The sequence below is a fragment of the Rossellomorea aquimaris genome (assembly GCF_020171925.1).
Lineage (GTDB): Bacteria > Bacillota > Bacilli > Bacillales > Bacillaceae_B > Rossellomorea > Rossellomorea aquimaris_F.
Genome location: NZ_JAIVAR010000001.1, coordinates 727,943 through 742,180 on the forward strand (window position 1 = coordinate 727,943; position 14,238 = coordinate 742,180).

The 14,238-nt window shown below is 40.4% G+C and carries 19 protein-coding genes and 1 pseudogene; all 20 read right to left on the reverse strand.

Features of this window, described 5'->3' with window-relative positions:
* Window positions 1-18: 18 nt before the first annotated feature.
* The 20 genes and pseudogenes from LCM10_RS03725 to LCM10_RS03820 all read right to left on the reverse strand — a co-directional run bounded on the left by LCM10_RS03725 (window position 19) and on the right by LCM10_RS03820 (window position 14,222).
* Window positions 19-636: an NUDIX hydrolase gene (locus tag LCM10_RS03725; protein WP_224875588.1), complete on the reverse strand. Its 618-nt coding sequence runs from the start codon at window positions 634-636 to the stop codon at window positions 19-21.
* Between the two features lie 101 nt (window positions 637-737).
* Window positions 738-1,562, reverse strand: a pseudogene (locus LCM10_RS03730) (MBL fold metallo-hydrolase).
* Between the two features lie 439 nt (window positions 1,563-2,001).
* On the reverse strand, window positions 2,002-2,412 hold the full coding sequence (locus tag LCM10_RS03735; protein ID WP_224874828.1) for a hypothetical protein: 411 nt from the start codon (window positions 2,410-2,412) through the stop codon (window positions 2,002-2,004).
* 10 nt (window positions 2,413-2,422) lie between these two features.
* Window positions 2,423-3,265, reverse strand: a complete 843-nt coding sequence (locus LCM10_RS03740; RefSeq protein ID WP_224874829.1) for an alpha/beta fold hydrolase — start codon at window positions 3,263-3,265, stop codon at window positions 2,423-2,425.
* 40 nt (window positions 3,266-3,305) lie between these two features.
* Window positions 3,306-3,770, reverse strand: a complete 465-nt coding sequence (locus tag LCM10_RS03745; RefSeq protein ID WP_224874830.1) for a GNAT family N-acetyltransferase — start codon at window positions 3,768-3,770, stop codon at window positions 3,306-3,308.
* A gap of 67 nt (window positions 3,771-3,837) precedes the next feature.
* On the reverse strand, window positions 3,838-4,101 hold the full coding sequence (locus LCM10_RS03750) for a hypothetical protein (protein WP_224874831.1): 264 nt from the start codon (window positions 4,099-4,101) through the stop codon (window positions 3,838-3,840).
* A 184-nt stretch (window positions 4,102-4,285) separates the two neighbouring features.
* Window positions 4,286-5,179 (reverse strand): alpha/beta fold hydrolase, encoded by an 894-nt coding sequence (locus tag LCM10_RS03755; protein WP_224874832.1) that lies wholly within the window; start codon window positions 5,177-5,179, stop codon window positions 4,286-4,288.
* 472 nt (window positions 5,180-5,651) lie between these two features.
* Window positions 5,652-6,413 carry an SDR family oxidoreductase gene (locus LCM10_RS03760; protein WP_224874833.1) on the reverse strand — a complete coding sequence of 254 codons (762 nt, stop codon included), beginning with the start codon at window positions 6,411-6,413 and terminating at the stop codon, window positions 5,652-5,654.
* Between the two features lie 38 nt (window positions 6,414-6,451).
* Entirely contained in the window at window positions 6,452-6,847 is a 396-nt protein-coding gene (locus LCM10_RS03765) for a DUF4181 domain-containing protein (protein ID WP_224874834.1), read from the reverse strand.
* 206 nt (window positions 6,848-7,053) lie between these two features.
* Entirely contained in the window at window positions 7,054-7,566 is a 513-nt protein-coding gene (locus LCM10_RS03770) for a DUF5412 family protein (protein ID WP_224874835.1), read from the reverse strand.
* A gap of 88 nt (window positions 7,567-7,654) precedes the next feature.
* A complete protein-coding gene (locus LCM10_RS03775) occupies window positions 7,655-8,896 on the reverse strand; it encodes an MFS transporter (RefSeq protein WP_224874836.1) in 1,242 nt (413 codons plus the stop codon).
* The gene (locus LCM10_RS03780; protein ID WP_224874837.1) at window positions 8,893-9,342 is read right to left on the reverse strand and encodes an ArsR/SmtB family transcription factor; all 450 of its coding nucleotides are present in this window, start codon (window positions 9,340-9,342) and stop codon (window positions 8,893-8,895) included. Before LCM10_RS03780 ends, LCM10_RS03775 begins: the two co-directional genes overlap by 4 nt.
* 136 nt (window positions 9,343-9,478) lie before the next feature.
* The gene (locus LCM10_RS03785; protein ID WP_224874838.1) at window positions 9,479-10,201 is read right to left on the reverse strand and encodes an alpha/beta fold hydrolase; all 723 of its coding nucleotides are present in this window, start codon (window positions 10,199-10,201) and stop codon (window positions 9,479-9,481) included.
* Between the two features lie 142 nt (window positions 10,202-10,343).
* Entirely contained in the window at window positions 10,344-10,613 is a 270-nt protein-coding gene (locus tag LCM10_RS03790; RefSeq protein WP_224874839.1) for a hypothetical protein, read from the reverse strand.
* A 3-nt stretch (window positions 10,614-10,616) separates the two neighbouring features.
* Complete coding sequence (locus LCM10_RS03795) at window positions 10,617-11,006, reverse strand: SHOCT-like domain-containing protein (RefSeq protein WP_224874840.1); 390 nt, start codon at window positions 11,004-11,006, stop codon at window positions 10,617-10,619.
* Window positions 11,007-11,009: 3 nt separating this feature from the next.
* Window positions 11,010-11,378 carry a DUF2089 domain-containing protein gene (locus tag LCM10_RS03800; RefSeq protein ID WP_224874841.1) on the reverse strand — a complete coding sequence of 123 codons (369 nt, stop codon included), beginning with the start codon at window positions 11,376-11,378 and terminating at the stop codon, window positions 11,010-11,012.
* A gap of 337 nt (window positions 11,379-11,715) precedes the next feature.
* Window positions 11,716-12,171, reverse strand: coding sequence for a hypothetical protein (locus LCM10_RS03805; protein WP_224874842.1), 456 nt, complete (start codon window positions 12,169-12,171; stop codon window positions 11,716-11,718).
* A 355-nt stretch (window positions 12,172-12,526) separates the two neighbouring features.
* The gene (locus LCM10_RS03810; protein WP_224874843.1) at window positions 12,527-12,997 is read right to left on the reverse strand and encodes a DUF1648 domain-containing protein; all 471 of its coding nucleotides are present in this window, start codon (window positions 12,995-12,997) and stop codon (window positions 12,527-12,529) included.
* A gap of 138 nt (window positions 12,998-13,135) precedes the next feature.
* Window positions 13,136-13,669 (reverse strand): GNAT family N-acetyltransferase, encoded by a 534-nt coding sequence (locus LCM10_RS03815; RefSeq protein ID WP_224874844.1) that lies wholly within the window; start codon window positions 13,667-13,669, stop codon window positions 13,136-13,138.
* A 1-nt stretch (window position 13,670) separates the two neighbouring features.
* Window positions 13,671-14,222, reverse strand: a complete 552-nt coding sequence (locus LCM10_RS03820) for a hypothetical protein (RefSeq protein WP_224874845.1) — start codon at window positions 14,220-14,222, stop codon at window positions 13,671-13,673.
* Between the last annotated feature and the right edge of the window lie 16 nt (window positions 14,223-14,238).

A 14,238-nucleotide genomic window follows, 5' to 3' on the forward strand; every position in this document is an offset into this window, starting at 1 on the left:
CGTTTTGCCCCTTACCATTCAATCAAAAAACACCTCTTCTCCCGGATGATGCAAGTGCTTGAACATCATATGTATCTGTGATTCTGTATTCCTATCAATTGACAGTTGCGGAAGTTCATCTTCACGGAAAAACCCTACCGCACTTGTTTCAATCCCCTCCACAGCGTTGCCGCCGACGATTTCACACAGAATGAATAGTTTATATACATGGTAAGGAGATGGCGGGTGCGGGTGGCACGTTTTGTCGAGGACGCCCAACAATTTGACTGCCTTGACGTCAAAGCCGGATTCTTCCTTTACTTCTTTCACTGCAACCTCACCTGGTGTAAGACCGATATCACCCCAGCCTCCGGGAAGGGACCACCCGCCATCCGTATTTTCCCTGACCATCAGGATCTTTCCTTCCCTGAAGATGACTGCCCGGATATCCACTTTAGGTGTTGCATATCCTGTTTCATTTGCAAATAAATCTTTAATTTTGCTCGCATTTAAAGCTGTATAAGTCGACATGATTTCAACACTGATCTCTCGGATCCGTTTGAACCGTTCCAAATCATACACGTCTTTGGAGTATGTCAAACTAGCCTGTGAGATGGATTGCAGTTCTTTTGCCCACTGTAGCCATTTCGGTTCCATCATTGATCACCTCTTCTGCTAGTGTACCAGATATTACCTTCTATTTTTTAGAAAAATGAAAAAAGGAAGCGGTTTGCTTCCTTTGCTGGTGTTTCAAGTAATCATGTAGAAAATAACTCGCCTGAAAGTGCTTTGATATATCGGTCCGCAGATCGTTGGACTGCCCCGCCCGCATCTTCTTTCACTAGTTTATGAAATGCGTTATACAATTTATTAAATGGGACCTCTTCTACTTTCCTTGCCATCTCTTGTACTTTCTTCGCCGGCAGCGGGATGAGGTTCGGGTAGCTGTACATAAAACTGACCCAGCCTGTATCTTGAACCACCTGAATGATATCGCCACTCAGAAGGATTCCTCTACCTTCGTCTCCATTACGCCAATGAAGCACCGCCCCTCCCTTGAAATGTCCCCCTAGACGATGAAGTTTTATTTCTCCAGACAACTCCTTTACTTCACCGTTCCATAATTGGATGGCTTCGCTCGGTTCCATGACCCACTCTTGATCATCCTCGTGAATGTAAATTGGTGCATTAAAGGTTTCGGCCCAGTCTGCTTGTGTTGAGTAGTAGTGGGGATGTGAAAGGGCGATGGCATCAATCCCGCCCAATTATCCTATAAACTCAATTGTGTACGGATCAAGATATGTAATGCAGTCCCACAGGATATTGCGTTCTTCTCCGACAATTAAATACGCAGTTTGGCCAATACCGAATGATGGCGTCGTCTTGATGCTATAAAGACCCTTTTCCTCTTTCGTAATCACATTTTTATACTGGCCGCTTTGAACCATTTCGTCTAGTGTCTTCCATGATTGCCCCTCCGGATTCACATATTGTCTTTCCTCTTCACAAATGTGGCAATGGTCCGGCTCATGATTGCTTTCTGTATATTGAACACCGCATGTGGTACAAATGAATTTTTTCATTATGATTCCTCCCAGTTTTACTTCTCTTTTAGTCTATTTGATTGTTGGGAGTGAGGTATCGGCGATTGTTCTGAATTTTTCTACTACTTTTGGTGTAGATGGTGGTGTGGTGGGACCAGTGTCTGTGGACCACGATACACATTGGGGTATCATGTGAGCATGAACTAGAGTTTTGATAATAAATTTCTATTTTTGATAATAAAAGGTGCTTTTTGATAATATATCCTGAGTTTTGATAATATGGGGTCCGGTTTTGATAATATATTTTTTTCACATCGTATAATACCCCCTCGGGAGAATGAATTCGTTTGCCAGAACAGTTCCTTACTTCATGATTTACTCAAAATCGAGTGAGAACTGCTTTTAATTGTTGTACTTTTCCCCATTTTACAGAAAAAAAGGCCCAGTGGACTTGTCCCACTGAGCCTTACAAAAAGAATCACCCATTCAAATAATAAACAAACACATTCCGATCTTCATCAAATTCCAATGACAGTCGCTTATATGTATCGTTTTCGATCGTAACGCTATCTAAAGATAAGGCTAGCATAACGTCGTCTAAATCCGTTTTAATCGATTCTTTGACGACCTTTCTGTCTGAATGAAACAATCGATATTCAATCGTGTTCGGTGCTTTCTCAATTGCATCGTCATAAGGCTCTTCTCCCTTGCATTCATACAATTCCATCACATATTGATCATCGGTGAAATAATTACCCTTATTTTCATAAACGACGCCATCATAAACCCAATAGTTCACGAAGAATCGTATGCTAGATTCCAAGCTAGAAAGATCTTCAACTGTTTTTATTGTTTGTTCTTTTTCCAATCTATACACCAACGTATTCATGTTACCCCTCCTATTTTTTTCTGCCCCAATTCTCCCTGATCTCACCAGCCACAACCTCGGGAACATCCCAATGCAGCATATGAGTGGAATTCGCAATCAACTTAACCGTGCCACCTGTCCTTTCCTCAAAAATTGCAGCTGTCTTATTTCGATAATCGTCCCAGCTCATCGGGAGAGTGGCTCTCAATAGAACAATGGACGAGGGTAGCTTTTCATAAATATCAATCGTTTCATGTTTATGCATGGCCTTAATGATATTGACTGCCGTTTCACCACTTGCATGCCAATGAATCTTGCCACCACTCTCGACAGCTAGGTCTCTTACAGCAAGTTCGATTCGAGGTGACCATCTTGCATAAGCAGCCTTTTCTGTATTAAAGTACTCCTCCCACGTATCAAAAACATATTCGTCAAAATCTTTTTCGTAGTAGGCTACCTCTTCTTCAAGCGTCTCTTCCTTCATCCTTTTTGTTTGGTACCCGCCATCGATCAGCATCGTGCCCATGACTCGTTCTTCATTTTTCATCAAATAAAACAATGAAACGAAACTGCCCCATGAATGGGATAGGAAATAGAATTTGTCCACTCCAAGAATGTTCAGTACCTCATTAAGCCAGTCTGCTAAATGGGGCATTTCGTACTCCTCTGCTGAATCCAAAGGCTCTGTATTCCCATGTCCTGGTGCATCAATTGAAATGATGCGAAATTCATTTTTCAAACGTTCCGCGACCTCAATAAAGGTGAGACCGGATCCGCCTAATCCATGCAAACAAAAAATAACAGGGGAATGCTTGTCCCCCCACTCTGTGATCTGAACGAATTTATTTCGATGATGTATTCGATATCTGTTCAATCTATTCAACTCCCAAACTACGTTTCTATATAGATCGTTGCTATACCCTCTTCATCATATTGATCCCAGCCACTTCAAAACCGATCTTTTCATAAAGTTTCAAAGCTCCGGTATTACTTCCAAAGACGTGAAGTTTCAAGAATAATAATTCCTGTTCTTTCATCCACTCTTCGACTGAATTCATTGCGACCGATCCGATACCCTTATTTCGAAACTCTTCGAATAGATAGATTTCATAAAGAAAGGCACTTTTCGTGTCCTGTTGCTCTTTCAACCAGATATAACCGACATGATGATCATCATGATTAATGAATAAAAGATGATGGTTGGGTGTATGTATCCCATCCGGTAACAAGTTGTGAAGCTGCTCTTTAGCTTTCTGATTAAAATCTAGGCTATCTTCTAATGCATTTTGAGCCAACACAGCTGCGTATCGTGCGACCTTATCTTGAAAGTAGTGTTCAAATTCAGTTTCTGTCATGTTTACTAGTGATGGTTTATTCATAGTTGGCTCCAATCCTGTTTTTCAGTTGACTTGAAAGTACCGTTCACTTTCAAGTCAACTGACATTATTATTCCTTTGTAAGAGTAAATGTCTCCTTCTTCCCTGCCCACTCCACAGTCACTAAAAAATCTGTATCCTCGCTAACCTTCAAGTTAGTGGGATCGGATTCACTTTTATGTGTAAGACTACCATTCTCCCCAAGTGTTACACCGCTTCTGCCAAAGCCGCCGACACTGTCGACGGTATAAGCAATGTCCCCGACCGAATCAACATCGTCCCCCGTGTACGTTAATACAAGCTCCTGTCTTTCAAAATCACTGGACTGATCCACCTTTACAGCCGCCTTCCAATGTTCGGAGTGACCTGAAAAGGTATAGTCCTTTACCCCGCATGCCGCTAACGTTAAAAAAGCTACAAGAATCATGATTCGTTTTTTAATATGCTCCCACTCCTATTCAAGAAATTCATCCTCATTCCAAGGTATGCTTTGTTTAAGATTATCATTAGAAATCCGTTCATTTTTGACACTTTAAAAAGGCTACTATTACACTCACAAACTTCTCGGTCTCTTCAAGATCCGGGAAATGTGCACTTTTTTCGAATAGCACCAAACTGCTATTTTCGAGCTGTCTGTGGATGATGCTTGAAATCGGTACACCTGTATTCCTGTCGAATGCCCCAGTCAGAATCAGGGTTTGGTTTTTGATTTTCTCGAGTCGGGAAAGCAGCGGAACTTCTATCGGATGATTTGTGAGTGCGTTCATCATCAATCCCGTATTGGTCAATTTGCTTTCTTCCCATAGCTTCCTGTTTTGAACGGCGATTTGTTTATTTTCAAAAAGCAGTGCATCAACGGTATCTGTGTCGGCAAGTTGCCACAATCGGCCATGGATCTCGTCAAGGGATTTATTGTCAAGATGAAGATCGTTAATCTCTTTTTGAATGGAAGGTTTTGCAACTGTCATGAATCCAGTAATCTGGACCATTTTTTGAATTTCATCATTCATTAAGCTTGGACCGGATACAACGAGTTGGTTAATTTCATTTGGAATGACGCTTGCAAGTTCGAGTGCAAATTCCCCGCCAAACGAATAACCGAGCAGATCCACTTTTTTTACACCGAGCCATTCCTTCAATTCGATGAAATCATCAATAAGTTCCGGGATTGTATACGCCTCATCTGATTGCGGCTTTTCAGACCTTCCGCACCCTCTTTGCTCGTAATAAATGACGGTCCTTGCTTTCGCCAATAAAGGGCCGGCTGTCCGTTCGAATACATAATGATTGCCCCCCGGCCCCCCGTGCAGCACTACAAGCGGGATTGTGGCATGTTCACTGCCTTCTATTTTGATCCAGTGGCGGATGCCATTTAGAGGTATGTAGAACTCTCCATTTTTAAGATTATTCATGATTGTTGCTCCTTTACAGATAAAGGGATCTTTTAGTGGAAGTGTAAAAACCTCCCATTTTATACGATTCGACATTTTTTCCGTAAAACCTTTTATATCTGGAAGAAAATTGGGTAGATGGGTAGTGAAGTTGAAAACAACCGATTACTCCAATGGGTATTTATCATTATTCAAACGAGGATTTGATAATAAAATTCTCTTTTTGATATTAAAAAGGCCGTTTTCGATAATAAGTTCTGGATTTTCGATAATAAATTGTCCGTTTTTGATAATAAAAGGGGAGCATGCTCTCTTAATACCCCCTCTAATCCTGATAAACACAAGTAAATGCCACTTCAATGCCCCATTATCTACTAACTGAATGAAATTCTGCATGAATTCACTAAAAAATTTGTGTTTTAGAATATTTATTCTCCCCATTTAACTACAAATGGGCCACGGGACCTGTCCCCGTGACCCATACGTAACCTATCTACCTACGCTTTTCCAACCACCACTCCCAAGTACGCTCTCCTTTCCTGGCATTCTGATTCGTATTGTTACCATCTCGAAAAGCTTTGAACGTTTTGGAGGGGAGGTATGGAAGAGGGATTAGTATATTTTTTACTCCATGGTGTGCTCTCCAACTCGTGTACATGTCTTTTAATGACAATATTTCTGGGCCAGCAAAGTCGTCGATCTTTCCCAGTGGCCCTTCATTAACGATTTCAAGAAACGCTTCAGCTACTTCCTCCACATCGACCGGTTGAAAGATTAAAGTAGTAGGCAAAAAGATAATAGGATACTTCGCCATGAGTCCTATCATTTTTTCAAGCAAATTATGAAACTGTGTAACTCTCATGATTGTGTATGGAACTCCGCTTCTTACAATCCTATCCTCTACAGTCAGTTTAGCCTTATAGTAGTTCAAGGGGATGGAATCGATCCCCACGATCGAAGGGTAAATGAAATGTTTCAGCCCGACTTTCTTGCATTCTTCCAGAAGCATAAGGGTGCCAGCGATGTCCACTTTATCGGTATTTTTTGCCGGGCTCGTTGCAGCATGAAAGACCACGTCCACACCGGACAATGCCTCCGATAAACCTTCACCACTCATCAGATCCAGGAATGTCCAATTGATTACAGATGCAGGCTGGGTCCGGGATGCACGCAACACTTGGTAACCTTCTCTTTCTGCCAAAGAAGCGAAGCTGCTGCCAAGCACACCGGTGCCTCCGGTCACAAGAATTTTCATAAGAGCTCTCCTGTTTAGCAAATTTGATCCTTACAATCCTAATAACCAACCAGCGAAACAACAAAAATGGCAGCTGCCATGATCAGCACTTCGGACAGTGTTAAAATTGCCTGTTTTGGCTGATCACTATGTTTCCATTCAAAGTACGCCCTCACCCCAAAATCCACTAACAAAAACAAGACCACCGCCAATAAGAACCAGTCGATTAACGCCTCATTATAGAAAATCACAACCCAACTAAAACCAAACACTCCAATCGAAGTGACAATTCTGATCACCTTATCAATTTTGGCATGTGCGTCATTGACGTGATTATAGGAGAAAAACTCTTTTTTCACTTTCTCAATCTTAAACATCTTCCTTACTATGAATTTTGTTATCGATATTAGAAGTAACACCGTGATGACGATCAGACCAAACTTCACCCAGAACATCCTACCCCTCCAGTCTTTTTACTGCTCTTCCGCCTGTTCCCGCCCTCATAAGGTATTATCCAGATCGAATACATTTTTCACCCACTCAACTACCTTCACAGCCTTCCTTCATTTCCATCCCTTGATATTATTATTGGGTGAAAAATCAACATTCTACTTAACTACAATTTTATTATGTAAACAGCTGATTTTAGAAAAGAAGCATCTCAATCAGAATACGTCTCCCCTTCCTTCAAATCCAACACATGCCCATTAATCAAAATCGTATGGTCATCCACCCATTCCACATCAGCATGATCCATCGGGTAGTCATCATAAATCAGCTTCTCAAACCAAAGGGGTCCATCCATTTTCCCCAGTACACCAAACGACGTGGTGGCTCCCCCATTTGTCAGGTAAAAGTGAATCTTGTAGTGATGGTCGGGTGACACCGTTGTTTTGACCAATTCCTCTGAAATAAAGAGGAACCGGATGACTCCAAGAAATAAGACGAATGATAATGGCAGGGAAAGAATGACCGTCATCCAGCTTCTAACCCTGGACATTCGACTCGATGTGTCCGCAAATCCGATGATTCCCAGTAAAAATGAAGCGAGTGCAAATCCCCATAGAATGTGTGCCGGCGGGGAAACCTTCCATTTGGACATGATCAGATTCATGAATAGTAAAAGTGTTAATAAAATTAAGTAAAATGACCAGATATTACTCCTTCTTTTCATCCTGACCTCTTGTTTTGTGTGACATTTTTCTTCACCCTCATTATTTCAAATATATTCATTTTACTCAATATTTTTCCAAATACTCACTCTACATTTCCTTTTTGGCATGGTGAGCTGAGGAAATGCTAGCTTGTTTTAGGTGTGAAACAATGGATACTAGACTCAACGTACAGGCTATTAATGCATTAACGAGCGTCATTCCGACCACTAGTGGTTTCACTCCAAACATCTCACTTAAAAATCCAGCCGCTAAGATCAACACGATCAGCAATGCACTCTGGAATAATCCTAATGCGGCTCCAATACGGCCCATTTTTTGTGCCGGGATACTCGTTTGGTAAAAGGTTTGGAAACCCGTATTTGCGAATGATGAGAAGAAACCCAACACGACAAACCCAACGCTCGCCATGAAAAACGAAGAGGAGAAGGAATAGAGCACATATCCCGCACTGAAAAGGACTGACCCAATCCCGATTAAATAATGGATTTTCCACTTTCCGCCGAAAGCAGTCATCAAAATGCTTCCCAGCAAATAGCCGATCCCGGTTATGCTCATCAATAAGCTGAACTCGGCTTCCGATAAACCAATGACATCCTGCGTGAACACGACCTCCTGAGAATCAAGTGCAATCGCGATCGTCATCATGATTTGAAATAATCCATAAACAGCCAAAAAATAGCGATTGTTCTTTAGAAACGAGTAGACCATGCGCAGGTCCTTCGTCACGACCGTCATGAAACTGGTCGTTCTCTCTTCTGCCTCCACACTATGTAAGTTAGGCACCAGCATGATGAACAATCCTGACAGGACGAATGAAGCTGCATTACACCAGATGGCGACTCCGTAGGAACTAAATTGAACCAAAGCGCCTCCAATCGCAGGACCAATGACTAAAGATCCCGTTATGAGAATCGAGCTGATGGCGTTGTAACGTAACAACTTTTCCTTGGGAACGAGTTGGACCGTATAAGCAGAAGATGCAGGATTGAAAAATGAGCTGCACAAACTGATCAAGAATAAAAACAGATAGATAGACCATAACTCTGATAAAAACGGGATGATGGCGACCAGGCACGCTCTCAATATGTCTGTCGCGATCATGATGTGTTTTTTGTAAAAGCGATCAACAATGCTTCCTGACCAAAATCCAGTCATGATCCCGGCTATTGGGCCAATGATCCAAAGCCCGGCCACCGCTGCTACTGAATCCGTTTTGGCAAAGATGAAAAGATTCAATGCTACAAGATAAATGAAGTCACCAATATATGAAATCCCAACGGCGCTTAATAAGAGCGCAGGAGCTTTCCACTCCCTCATGATTCCCTTCATGAATCCTGAACCTCCTGGAATGCACACGTCACTTTATACTCTTTCTTATTCTCACTGTAGGTCATTTGGCTTTCCCACCTTACGAATAGCTGTTCCAGCTCCAGAAGAAATTGCTGTTTTTCTTCTTGATTTAATGTAAGGTTCGTAGATACGGATGAAGATACGTCCGATGTTTTGTCTTCCATGACAAATTTGGTGGCCTTCGATTTATAGTACTTTTCAATGATTCCTCCTTTTTTCTTCTCTTTTACCAGTTCCAGGATCCCTCCCTTATGTAATAATTGAATATGGTAATGCACGCTTCCTACCGACTTCCCTAATCTCGTCGCTACCTCCATTGCGGTAAGTTCCTCTTGTTTCAGTAGGTGAATGATTTTGATGCGCGTTGCGTTTGAAATCAATTTCTGTTGTTCCATCGAGATATTAATGGATGAATTATTTTTCATGTTAGTTTCCTCCTTGTTCTAATAATATAAATTATTCTATTTTTTTAGAACATCTCCTTCTTTTTTTTGGAAATAAATTTATGAACATAAAAAAACAGCCTCCTCGAATGAGGAACGGCTGCTCTGAAACTCCTTATCACACGTTCGCTTCTATGTTTTTCGTAATAAACATTTCTACTATTCTCGTAAATATTTCAGGTTGCTCAACATGGACCATGTGAGAGGCATATGGAATGATCGATACGTGTACCCTCTCATTCTGATGAGGATACGCTTTGGTACAGGCGGTTTCATAACGATTTCCTTCACCCACCATTATCAGTGTAGGCATGGAAAGATCTTTTAGGTCTGTCGTGTCATCGAATGGATACCAATCGGAGTCCTCCCCCATATAGATGAACTGCTTCCAATCTGATTCGTGCAATTGATCGTAATACGCCACTGCTTGTTCGTTTTTGAGGAACTCCTTTTGCTGTTCGACTTGTATGTTATTCAGTTCCACCCAATTGTCGGGTTTCTCCGTCCAGATCCCGGATAGTGTCAACGTTGCAAGTTTGTCGGGGAACATTTTTGCGAATTTTAACGCAACCAATGCTCCTAACGAGCCACCTACAAGGTGTACGCTGTCCAGTTGATAATGAAGGAACGTGTCATTTAAATCGGACGCACAGTCCTCAAAGAAATTCGAAAAATCGTTTTCAAAAGATTTCCCGTGGCCTCTCAGGTCCGGTACAAATACTTTAAAGTCACTCTTGAAATAATCTCTCTGGTATTCAAAATCTGTTAAGCCAGTTTGTAATCCCGTATGAAGGAATACAACCGGTTCCCCTTCGCCAAATACTTCGGTATGTAAGATCACTTTACACTCTCCCTTGTTTGGTTTGTTACACATCTATCGTAACACAAATAGTAAAATAATTACTTTTAAGGAATTAAATTCTTTATCTAAAAAAAGAGCCTCATTCCCCTAAGAGATTGATGCTCTACTTGTTATCGTCATCTTAAAGCTTGATTTTCACTTCGGTACCATCTTTCGTGGTCGTCTCTACCAGGACTAATCCACGATATTTAGAAAATTCATCGAGTAAAGGCTTTACATCCTTTCTTTTTATCTCAGGGAAGACAAATTTGCTTCCATTCTTTTCAATTCCTTTATTGATCAGGCGATTGATCCGTTTTGATGAAATGAGCAGGCTGCCTAAATAAAGGAGTGCATAGGGAACGGGAATGTAGAAACGTCGATCGTTTGCTTTCACCTTTACTTTTAGCATGGTCTACTCGATGACCACGAATACTTTGTCGCCATTGGCAGATGTGATATTCACAATCTCGCCGACTAACTCGTTTTCAATCGCTTCGATGAGAAGATCTACGTTGATATCTTTGACATACTTTTCTGACTGAGGCAGCTTTTCAGCAATATTTGTGCCTACTTTCAACAAAACTTTTACCAGATTAATCGGTACATTCACATTGACGTTGTCCCCTTCAACAGAATTTACGCGGACCTTTAACAGTTTGCTTCCATAAGGTACATCGTTATTGACTGTCACGAGATCACGCTGCTCTTCTCCCTTTAGGACATTAATCAACTCACTTGCTTTGTCCTTATCGATCTTGCCTTCCTCCACCAGCGTCAATACCTTTGAAATTTCATCCCTCATTCTTTACTCCCCCTCTTTTAATAATTGTATAGCCTTCTCTGCCGTAATTTCGCCTTTCTCCAATAAAGAGACAATCTTTTTCTTATCCACTTCAGGTTTCTTTTGAGTGGAATAGCCTAGCGTTGAAATAATGTCATCTAGTTTTCCCCTGACAGTCGGGTAGGATATGCCAAGCTCCTTCTCGACTTCTTTGATATTTCCTCTGCATTTAAGAAATACTTCAACAAAGTGAAGCTGTTCCTGACCCAGTGATGCTATTCTTGAGACTTCAAATTCATTTTCTACCGTTGTTTGACAATGATTACAGTGAAGCTTTGTGATTTTGAGCTGTTTGCTGCAAACGGGACAATTCGTAAGTAAAGGATACGCCATGCTGATCTCCTCTCTGTTATTTATTCATATCATACACGAATTATTTCTAAAGTTGAATATAAATTTTAATTTTATTTAAAATTATTTTGTTTTTGATTAAATAATTTTATTTTTACTTTAAATAATTAAATTAAAACTGAAGGCTGAATTTCGTTTAGAGAGGAGAATTAAAAATACACTGATACTCTGGAGTGCATTTCCGAGCAAACTTCGCTTTCCGCGGGTAGATCGTGAGCACCCTCGGCTTGCTGAGTTGAACCCCAGTTGATGGACACTCCAATCACTTGCTGGATTAGGTCAATACAGTCATTTATTCAGAATAATGATCTATAGCCATTTAATGGTTAGTGAAAAATCTTTCTAATGGACGTTTTATGCGGATAAATCTTCCGAACCAATATCCTGACATTGTCATGATTAAGGCAACAATTGGTGAAAGAATTTTAAATGTATTCTTGGCAGTGATTAGATAGCCCAATCCATGCATTGGACCTCCAAACCAAACAGCGGGAATCACCAAGAAGCTGTACGGGGCAATGATTGAAAAAATACTTACTGCTAAGTTGCACCCCCAATAGAAACATATAAACTTTGTATAAAAAGTATCATGTTTGAATCCCCATATCGCACTAAATATGAACCAGGCACACAAAAACAGTATGGTCCCCATCAAGTTCTGAAGTGTCGCATCGTAACCTGTAAAAAAAGTGTCCTCGTTTAAAGTTATTGAAATCAACGTTACGATAAATGAGAAGATGCCGATCGGAAATAACTTGGACATGTTTAACGCCATTTTATAAATCCCCTTTCGAAAATCGATTATGGTGTAATTTTACACTATAATGAACGAAAGTAAATAAATATTTCCGTTTTAGGGGATTTTTTCTATGTCTTTAACATCGTCAAAAGAGGAACTTTATTCTCTCACAATCTCAGTATGGATATAATAAAAACGTTCACCACATAATGGTAAACGTCCAATGAATCCTACTTTTACTTATTTTTCATTCTCATAGTCTTCGACGGATTTAGACCAATATCCGATTGAGAGCCAAGATATGATTGTCAGAATCGGGATTGCAAGGGCAATAATTACTTTCAAGGGGATACCTCCTAAAGGGAACATGTATTTTACATTGACTCAATACCTAGTGTTTTAAGGTTAACGCCCAAACGAACAAGCAGATTGGAGCAATGAAACAAATCCCTAGTAGAATGATTGCGATGGAAAATGGGAAACTCGTCTCCATACCGGCAGCACTTCCAAGAAATGCTTCGTTAGCAAAGATAAGAGCCATGAAACCAAGGTTCTGGACGAGTAACAACACTTTTTCAGCTCTAGAATATTGTATTTTTTTATTTTCCTCAGTTAAATGGATATAGTTAAAGATTTCTGGTTTACTGGAAACTTTTTGCAAGAGAAGCCAAAATAAGATACTAACGATTGGCATGATGAACAATACGTGTTTTGTGCCCCATTCATCTGGTTCACCATCACTGAAATGGATTGCTATTCGGGGTGGAATATCTGACCAAAGATGCAACATAGCATATACGTGGTAAAGAAAAATAGAAGTTGAGGCGATAGTAAGTATTCGTTTTAAAATCATATTTTCCATTTCAGCTTCCCCCACCATCGGAACTGTTTGGTCTCACCTTTCTTATATACGTAAATGTTGCCCTTAAGGTTTCATTACTCTCCATTAATGCGTTTCTTCTCTTTAGCATAAGGGATACGTTATCGTCCGGCACATTTATCAATCTGCCATTGCCAACTCCTTCAATAAATAAACCGTCAAATCATCATCATTTACGCACGGTGCATATTGTTCTAATTGTTTTCCTTGATACCAAACACCGGTCCCATCGGGAATATAGCCACGTTTACTATACATTCTTTGCGCTGCACCGTATCCGTAGTGAAGACCTACTGCCAGTGAAACGAAGTCACATGTTTCACTGGCCAATCTTTCTGCAACATCCATCATTTTATTGCCTATACCTCGATTTTGAAATCTAATCAGCACGTTCAAATCAACGATTTCAGGGATATTTATTGAGGCGAACGGTCCGACATTCGAATTGCTGACTAAGGTTACGTAACCAGCCAGTTTTTTATTGGTTTCTGCAACGATTACTTTCCGTTTTCTATTTGATTGTTGCATAAAATAGGCTTGGAATAGATCAAGTGGTTTTTGCCATCCTTGTGCTTCGAATGCTTTCACAAAGTCTACACCATCACTTTCTTTCATCGATCGGATGAACAAATTCCCCTCTTGATAATAGTTCATGTTACATTGCCCCTTTAGTACATACGGTTAATTGAATTTCGTTTTTATCCAAAACATCCCTTATTTGCTCAAAGTCAGCTAACACGGTTCGATAAATCCAAACATAATGATCATGTTGCAAAAAGTGGATTACTTCTTCATACTGTTGTTTCTCTAGTTTGTTGAAGACCACATCTACTTCAAGCCAATTGATAATGAGGTGGAGGTAGCTTGAGAATTCATTTTTGGCTCCATTCGGATACCCAACGGGAACCGATGGATACATGTTTTTTAATTGTTGGATCGCATTTTTCATCTTCTGAAAATGTTGAACGGCATACCAGTGAATTTGTTCGTGGATGAATGTAGAGAGCAGGAGATTATCCTTCCCGATGTGTCTAGTATTCATTGTTAGCATAGGATGACTATGTGGGTAAATGGCGTACTCATCTACTAATACAACATCCGTATAACAATAATCTTGTAAATCAAATTTAGCGATCAGTTGTTCCAATTCATTTCTAACATCTTGTTCTTTTTCTGTATTGTTTTTGCACATGATGGTAATGTCCACACTGCCCACCTACATT

What these genes read in the sequence shown, in the direction of transcription:
- LCM10_RS03725 (WP_224875588.1), bottom strand. Translation starts at nt 636, where the DNA reads ATGGAACCGAAATGGCTACAGTGGGCAAAAGAACTGCAATCCATCTCA.
- LCM10_RS03735 (WP_224874828.1), bottom strand. Translation starts at nt 2,412, where the DNA reads ATGAATACGTTGGTGTATAGATTGGAAAAAGAACAAACAATAAAAACA.
- LCM10_RS03745 (WP_224874830.1), bottom strand. Translation starts at nt 3,770, where the DNA reads ATGAATAAACCATCACTAGTAAACATGACAGAAACTGAATTTGAACAC.
- LCM10_RS03755 (WP_224874832.1), bottom strand. Translation starts at nt 5,179, where the DNA reads ATGAATAATCTTAAAAATGGAGAGTTCTACATACCTCTAAATGGCATC.
- LCM10_RS03760 (WP_224874833.1), bottom strand. Translation starts at nt 6,413, where the DNA reads ATGAAAATTCTTGTGACCGGAGGCACCGGTGTGCTTGGCAGCAGCTTC.
- LCM10_RS03765 (WP_224874834.1), bottom strand. Translation starts at nt 6,847, where the DNA reads ATGTTCTGGGTGAAGTTTGGTCTGATCGTCATCACGGTGTTACTTCTA.
- LCM10_RS03770 (WP_224874835.1), bottom strand. Translation starts at nt 7,566, where the DNA reads ATGAAAAGAAGGAGTAATATCTGGTCATTTTACTTAATTTTATTAACA.
- LCM10_RS03775 (WP_224874836.1), bottom strand. Translation starts at nt 8,896, where the DNA reads ATGAAGGGAATCATGAGGGAGTGGAAAGCTCCTGCGCTCTTATTAAGC.
- LCM10_RS03780 (WP_224874837.1), bottom strand. Translation starts at nt 9,342, where the DNA reads ATGAAAAATAATTCATCCATTAATATCTCGATGGAACAACAGAAATTG.
- LCM10_RS03790 (WP_224874839.1), bottom strand. Translation starts at nt 10,613, where the DNA reads ATGCTAAAAGTAAAGGTGAAAGCAAACGATCGACGTTTCTACATTCCC.
- LCM10_RS03795 (WP_224874840.1), bottom strand. Translation starts at nt 11,006, where the DNA reads ATGAGGGATGAAATTTCAAAGGTATTGACGCTGGTGGAGGAAGGCAAG.
- LCM10_RS03800 (WP_224874841.1), bottom strand. Translation starts at nt 11,378, where the DNA reads ATGGCGTATCCTTTACTTACGAATTGTCCCGTTTGCAGCAAACAGCTC.
- LCM10_RS03805 (WP_224874842.1), bottom strand. Translation starts at nt 12,171, where the DNA reads ATGGCGTTAAACATGTCCAAGTTATTTCCGATCGGCATCTTCTCATTT.
- LCM10_RS03810 (WP_224874843.1), bottom strand. Translation starts at nt 12,997, where the DNA reads ATGGAAAATATGATTTTAAAACGAATACTTACTATCGCCTCAACTTCT.
- LCM10_RS03815 (WP_224874844.1), bottom strand. Translation starts at nt 13,669, where the DNA reads ATGAACTATTATCAAGAGGGGAATTTGTTCATCCGATCGATGAAAGAA.